Source organism: Kaarinaea lacus (assembly GCF_975902315.1).
On sequence record NZ_CDLKIE010000457.1, the window covers coordinates 1 to 5,660 of the forward strand.

The window sequence follows — 5,660 nt, forward strand, 5'->3', positions numbered from 1 at the left end:
CTGGGTTCATTAACCAGTACTTTCTGGAAGCGACGTTCCAGCGCTGCATCTTTCTCCAGGTTTTCCCGATATTCATTTAATGTTGTCGCACCCACGCAATGCAACTCACCGCGCGCCAGGGCTGGCTTTAGCATATTCCCCGCATCCATGGCGCCTTCAGCTTTACCGGCACCGACCATGGTATGCAGTTCGTCAATGAACAAAATAATCTGACCTTCCTGTTTGGCCAGGTCATTCAATACGGCTTTTAAACGTTCTTCAAACTCCCCGCGAAATTTTGCGCCCGCGATTAATGCGCCCATATCCAGGGAAAGCAGGCGCTTGTTCTTTAATCCTTCCGGGACTTCACCATTAATAATGCGTTGCGCCAGACCTTCAACGATCGCAGTTTTACCCACGCCCGGCTCACCAATCAACACCGGATTGTTTTTGGTCCGTCGTTGCAGAACCTGGACAGTACGACGAATCTCATCGTCACGACCAATCACCGGATCAAGCTTGCCCTGCTCGGCGCGCTCAGTTAAATCAATGGTGTATTTTTCCAGAGCCTGACGTTGCTCTTCAGCGTTAGGATCATCGACGTTTTGTCCACCGCGGATATCGTCAATGGCTTTTTCAAGGTTGGTTTTCGAAGCGCCCAGCTTACGTAACAATTCGCCCAGCTTACCGTTGTCATCAATGGCAGCCAGCACAAATAACTCACTGGAGATGTACTGGTCTTTGCGTTGCTGAGCCAGCTTGTCGGTAACATTCAACAGGCGACCGAGGTCCTGGGAAATATGAACATCGCCGGCCATACCCTGCACCTGTGGCAGAGACTCCATTGCCTCACCAAGCTGGGAACGCAGGCTGTTAACGTTTACTCCGGCATTGGTCAATAAATGCCGAATGGTACTGCCCTGCTGGTCCAGCATGGCTGCGATGACATGCACCGGTTCAATAAACTGGTTGTCTCGCCCCACGGCAAGGCTTTGCGCATCCGCCAGAGCAGACTGGAATTTGCTGGTCAATTTATCCATTCGCATCTATTTGTTCTCCAGAGAAAAATCAGTGCTCGCAGGGTACTGCGCACCACCGAACTCGATGACTATCATTAACAACAATTTGATAAGCAATTAATTGGGTCTTTTTACCCTGATTCAAGCGCAAAATTAGCTATTACAGAGCACATTGACGGATGATTAACCGGCATGGGATTGCTCCAGCACTTGCTGGAGTTTTTCCAGATTCTGAGTGTAATGCTCTGGATCACAATAACAGGGGGGATATGCAACCAGGTCGGCATCGCTTTTAATAAAAACTGCCGCTACCGTGTGCCCTTGCCCGCGTACACCTTCAATGCGCGCCGGAAAAACAGGACAACCGCTAATTTGTGCCAAACGAATGGCACCACCTTTTATCTTAACCGGCGGATCGCTATCCAGGTGAATCTTGCCGTGTGGAAACAGGGCAATGACTTCGCCCTCATTGAGTGCACGTAATGCCGCCCGCATCGCCTGCTCGGGGCGTTTGGATCTTTCAACAGGAATACAGCCCGCCGTTCGAAAAATCCAGCGCAAACCAAACCGGTCATATTGTTCCCGCGCAATTAAGAATCGTAACGGTCGTGGACTTGCCGCAATTAACAGCACAGGATCTAATCCAGATACATGATTGGACACTACGATGGCCCCACCTTCCTGAGGCAGTGGTAGTGGTGTATAAGTGAAGCGGTGATAATGATAAGCAAACCGGCAGAACATACCGGCCAAACGATTTTTAAAAGGACTTCCCCAGTCCGCCGAACTATACTGATCGCAGCGACGAAAATAAAAATAGCTAACACTGGAGAGCGCAATAATAGCAGCCGCAATAATCACGAGTAGCTCAAACATATTATTTGTATTCTGCACACTATTATTGTCCCAGATCTTGCCATATATCACTGTTTGCTCACTTCACATGCCTCTGTACCACTAATCCAGGAGCATGCAAATATTAATCAATCCTCTTGAATCGCTTGTAAGGAAAAGTCGAACCCAGTACTATTTCTTCGCATAGCCCTGAATGCTTCCATGGTAAAAAATTATAAACAGGCGAAGGACTGACAGCATTGGCAAAATACAAAATGACCGAACATGAGCTGAGCCTGGCACTTGGCCAACAGCTACTGGGAATTCAGGACCTGCATTACGGCTTGTGGGACGACGAACTGGAACTGAATTTTGCCAACCTGGCCATCGCCCAACGCCGCTTCGCCAACCTGATCGCCTCAGAATTACCGGACCCGGCGGTCAATGAAACGCATATACTGGATGTTGGCTGTGGTACGGGGCACATCCTTTCCTTATTGACACAACAGGAATATCAGGTTGATGCCGTTAGTCCTTCCCATTTCCTGATTGAACAGGTGAAACAGCGCCTGGCAGAACTACCCGACAGTACATCGAAAGTATTTGAATCGAAATTTGAAGATTTTCCCGAGCAAATCTACCAACAGTATTACGACGTCATATTATTTAACGAAAGCCTCAACCACATCCCGATACCGCGCGCCTTCACTAAGGTGCAGAAACTGTTAAAGCCTGGTGGTTTAACCATCATCTGCGATACCTTTTTGCCTGACAGTATCAATGCTCACGCTAACAAAGCTATCAAACACACATTACCTGATTTATACCAATTCATCGATCAAAGCCCGTTTAGCTTAATACGCGATGATGACATTACCGAATATGTAGCACCCACAATCGAGCTGATGGATGAGTTTTTAAAAAACAAATTGAAACCGGCCAGTGAAACCGTGGGACAATACCTGCAAACAAACAATCCCGTTCTGTCAAAGATTGGGGCATTTTTATTAAAAAAGAAGTTTTCACAGTTCAACGAACAGTACTTTTCCCAATACAATAAAAAAGCCTTGCTGAGTGGTGCCGCCAGTTATCGTTTTATCGTACTGCAGCTGGTCAAGCCCGTATGACAATGGATACCTCCATTGCAGACTCAGTGCGTATTGCACTTGAGGAAGATATTGGCAGCGGCGATATCACGGCTGAATTGATTGACGAAGCCAGGACTGCCAAAGCCACGATTATCTCCCGTCAGTCAGCGATCATATGCGGCGTACAGTGGGTAGAGGAAGTTTTTCATCAGCTAGACCAGCGCGTCAAACTGCATTGGCAGGTTAATGATGGGGATAGCGTTAACGCCGACCAGATAATCTGCGAACTCAACGGACCCGCGCGCGCGTTACTGGCCGGCGAACGCACGGCACTAAATTTCCTGCAAACCCTGTCAGGCACGGCAACGAGAGCGGGCATTTATGCCGATGCGGTGCGGGGTACCGGTGCCAGGGTACTGGATACCCGTAAGACCATCCCCGGACTACGCCAGGCGCAAAAGTATGCGGTACGTTGCGGCGGATGTTTTAACCACCGGATGGGGCTTTATGACGCGATCCTGATCAAGGAGAATCATATCGAAGCAGCGGGTTCCCTGGAGAATGCCATTACCCGGAGCCTGGGCGCGAAATCCGGCGTATTCGTCGAGGTGGAGGTAGAAACACTCGACCAGTTACAACGCGCGCTGGATGCCGGTGCGAAACGCCTGTTATTAGATAATATGTCAAACGAGCAACTCCGGCAGGCGGTCACACTCACCCAGGGCCGCGCCGAACTGGAAGCTTCAGGTGGTGTGACACTGGAGAGTATTCGCGCCATTGCAGAAACCGGAGTTGATTACATTTCGGTCGGAGATTTAACCAAGGACGTACAGGCTGTAGACCTTTCCATGCGATTTGAACACTAAAGAGGCACATCTTTAGGCGTCTTCCACTGCCTGACTTCACTTTTTCCTACAAACAAGGCTACGCTTGCCCATAGTCGATCAAATCGCGCTGTGGTAACGTATTTGCCCTTTAATATGGATAAGAAAGATACGCGGTAGCGCATTAGCTTACCGATACAAATAATTATAATAATGAAAACAATGAGATAGGAAGTCGACCCAACTTAGCAATGTCGTTTCACCAATCGTCTACGAATTTTTAGATAGTACGTTGCTCTGTTGGGGCCAGTTAACGCAGGAGCAACTCACATGAACAGGTCTCGCAGGCTGTTAATTTTCGCTATGGCGCTCATCCTTTTCGGATGTTCAGATTTTTTTAGCGAATCCAAATCCATCGATCCACCAAAATCTGAAAAAGTACAAGGCCCTCCCACGACCGGAAAAGTCGTCAATGCCTTGCGCGGTGGTGGATATACCTACATGAAACTGGAAAATAGCGGTGAACAATTCTGGGTGGCATCCAGTGTGATTAACGTCAAACGCAATGATATTGTGGCCTGGGAAGGCGGCTCAGTGATGACCAATTTTACCAGTTTTGCACTAAATCGCCGGTTTGAAGAAATTCATTTCGTTAACTCCATTAAAATTATTCGCTGATCCATCTCTAAACTGGCCAGCTTATTTACTGCAGATAGTCTGCAGAGCGGCCACTCGCTCTGGACCTTGGTTGGATGCTCCGGCTACAATTCCCCACTGACTTAAATCTACCGGTAACCAATCAAACACTATGCGCACATCCGAATTTTTACTAGCGACACAAAAAGAAACGCCCTCCGACGCGGAAGTCATTAGCCACCAGTTAATGTTACGTGCGGGCATGATCCGTAAGCTGGCCGCTGGCCTCTATACCTGGTTGCCAATGGGGCTGCGAGTATTACGAAAGGTGGAAAACATCGTTCGCGATGAAATGAACAAGGCCGGTGCCCTGGAAGTGTTAATGCCCGCGGTACAACCGGCGGAACTGTGGCAGGAATCCGAGCGCTGGGAGATGTATGGCCCGGAGTTACTGCGCATAAATGACCGCCATAACCGGGAATTTTGCTTTGGGCCCACCCATGAAGAAGTCATTACTGAACTGTTCCGCCGCGAAGTACGCAGCTATAAACAACTGCCCATTAATTTTTACCAGATACAGACCAAGTTTCGCGATGAGATTCGTCCCCGCTTTGGCGTCATGCGCGCTCGCGAATTCATTATGAAAGACGCCTATTCTTTTCACGTAGACCAGGCTTCACTGCAGGAGACCTATGATCGAATGCACCAGGCCTACTGCAATATCTTTGACCGGTTACGGCTGGACTATCGCCCGGTATTAGCAGATACCGGTAGCATCGGTGGCAATGCCTCCCATGAATTCCATGTGCTGGCACAATCCGGGGAAGACGCCATCGCCTTCAGCAGCGAAAGCGACTATGCGGCAAATGTCGAACTGGCAGAAGCAGTGGTGCAAGAGCCCGGACGTAAAGAAGCAACAGCGCCACTGACAACCGTTGAAACACCAGGAAAACACAGCATCGAAGACGTCAGCAAGTTTCTCACGGTACCGGTGACATCCATGCTAAAAACCCTGGTCGTAAAAGCCAGCGAAGAGTGTGAACACGATGTGATTGCCCTGGTGCTGCGCGGCGACCATGACCTTAACGTCATTAAAGCGTCAAAACTGGAACAGGTTGCTGAGCCGTTTCGCTTTGCCAGCGACGAAGAAGTGCAAGCCGCGGTGGGTTGTAAACCAGGCTCCATCGGGCCGGTGGGATTATCAATTCCCGTCATCGTTGACCAGAGCGCCGCGGTGGTCAGTGACTTTGTCTGCGGCGCCAATGAAGAGGGTAAACACC

Annotated in this window: 6 protein-coding genes; 4 read left to right on the forward strand and 2 right to left on the reverse strand. The window is 49.3% G+C overall.

Features of this window, described 5'->3' with window-relative positions; all coding sequences use genetic code 11:
- Positions 1-1,025: Clp protease N-terminal domain-containing protein (locus ACWVCM_RS14145; protein ID WP_455202409.1), on the reverse strand; the 1,025-nt coding region annotated here is incomplete at its 3' end.
- 156 nt (positions 1,026-1,181) lie between these two features.
- Positions 1,182-1,874: a lysophospholipid acyltransferase family protein gene (locus ACWVCM_RS14150; protein ID WP_455202410.1), complete on the reverse strand. Its 693-nt coding sequence runs from the start codon at positions 1,872-1,874 to the stop codon at positions 1,182-1,184.
- A gap of 233 nt (positions 1,875-2,107) precedes the next feature.
- On the opposite strand from ACWVCM_RS14150, the gene ACWVCM_RS14155 reads away from it, so the two are divergent.
- From ACWVCM_RS14155 to proS, 4 genes are all read left to right on the forward strand, one after another.
- The gene (locus ACWVCM_RS14155) at positions 2,108-2,959 is read left to right on the forward strand and encodes a class I SAM-dependent methyltransferase (protein ID WP_455202411.1); all 852 of its coding nucleotides are present in this window, start codon (positions 2,108-2,110) and stop codon (positions 2,957-2,959) included.
- Positions 2,956-3,786 carry a carboxylating nicotinate-nucleotide diphosphorylase gene (nadC, locus tag ACWVCM_RS14160; RefSeq protein ID WP_455202412.1) on the forward strand — a complete coding sequence of 277 codons (831 nt, stop codon included), beginning with the start codon at positions 2,956-2,958 and terminating at the stop codon, positions 3,784-3,786. The genes ACWVCM_RS14155 and nadC overlap by 4 nt, the downstream gene beginning before the upstream one ends.
- Before the next feature lie 288 nt (positions 3,787-4,074).
- Positions 4,075-4,422 (forward strand): hypothetical protein, encoded by a 348-nt coding sequence (locus ACWVCM_RS14165; protein ID WP_455202413.1) that lies wholly within the window; start codon positions 4,075-4,077, stop codon positions 4,420-4,422.
- 130 nt (positions 4,423-4,552) lie between these two features.
- A partial coding sequence (gene proS / locus ACWVCM_RS14170; RefSeq protein ID WP_455202414.1) for a proline--tRNA ligase occupies positions 4,553-5,660 on the forward strand: 1,108 nt, incomplete at its 3' end.

Coding starts and splice junctions, on each gene's coding strand:
- ACWVCM_RS14155 (WP_455202411.1), top strand. CDS start 2,108: ATGACCGAACATGAGCTGAGCCTGGCACTTGGCCAACAGCTACTGGGA.
- ACWVCM_RS14150 (WP_455202410.1), bottom strand. CDS start 1,874: ATGTTTGAGCTACTCGTGATTATTGCGGCTGCTATTATTGCGCTCTCC.
- nadC (WP_455202412.1), top strand. CDS start 2,956: ATGACAATGGATACCTCCATTGCAGACTCAGTGCGTATTGCACTTGAG.
- ACWVCM_RS14165 (WP_455202413.1), top strand. CDS start 4,075: ATGAACAGGTCTCGCAGGCTGTTAATTTTCGCTATGGCGCTCATCCTT.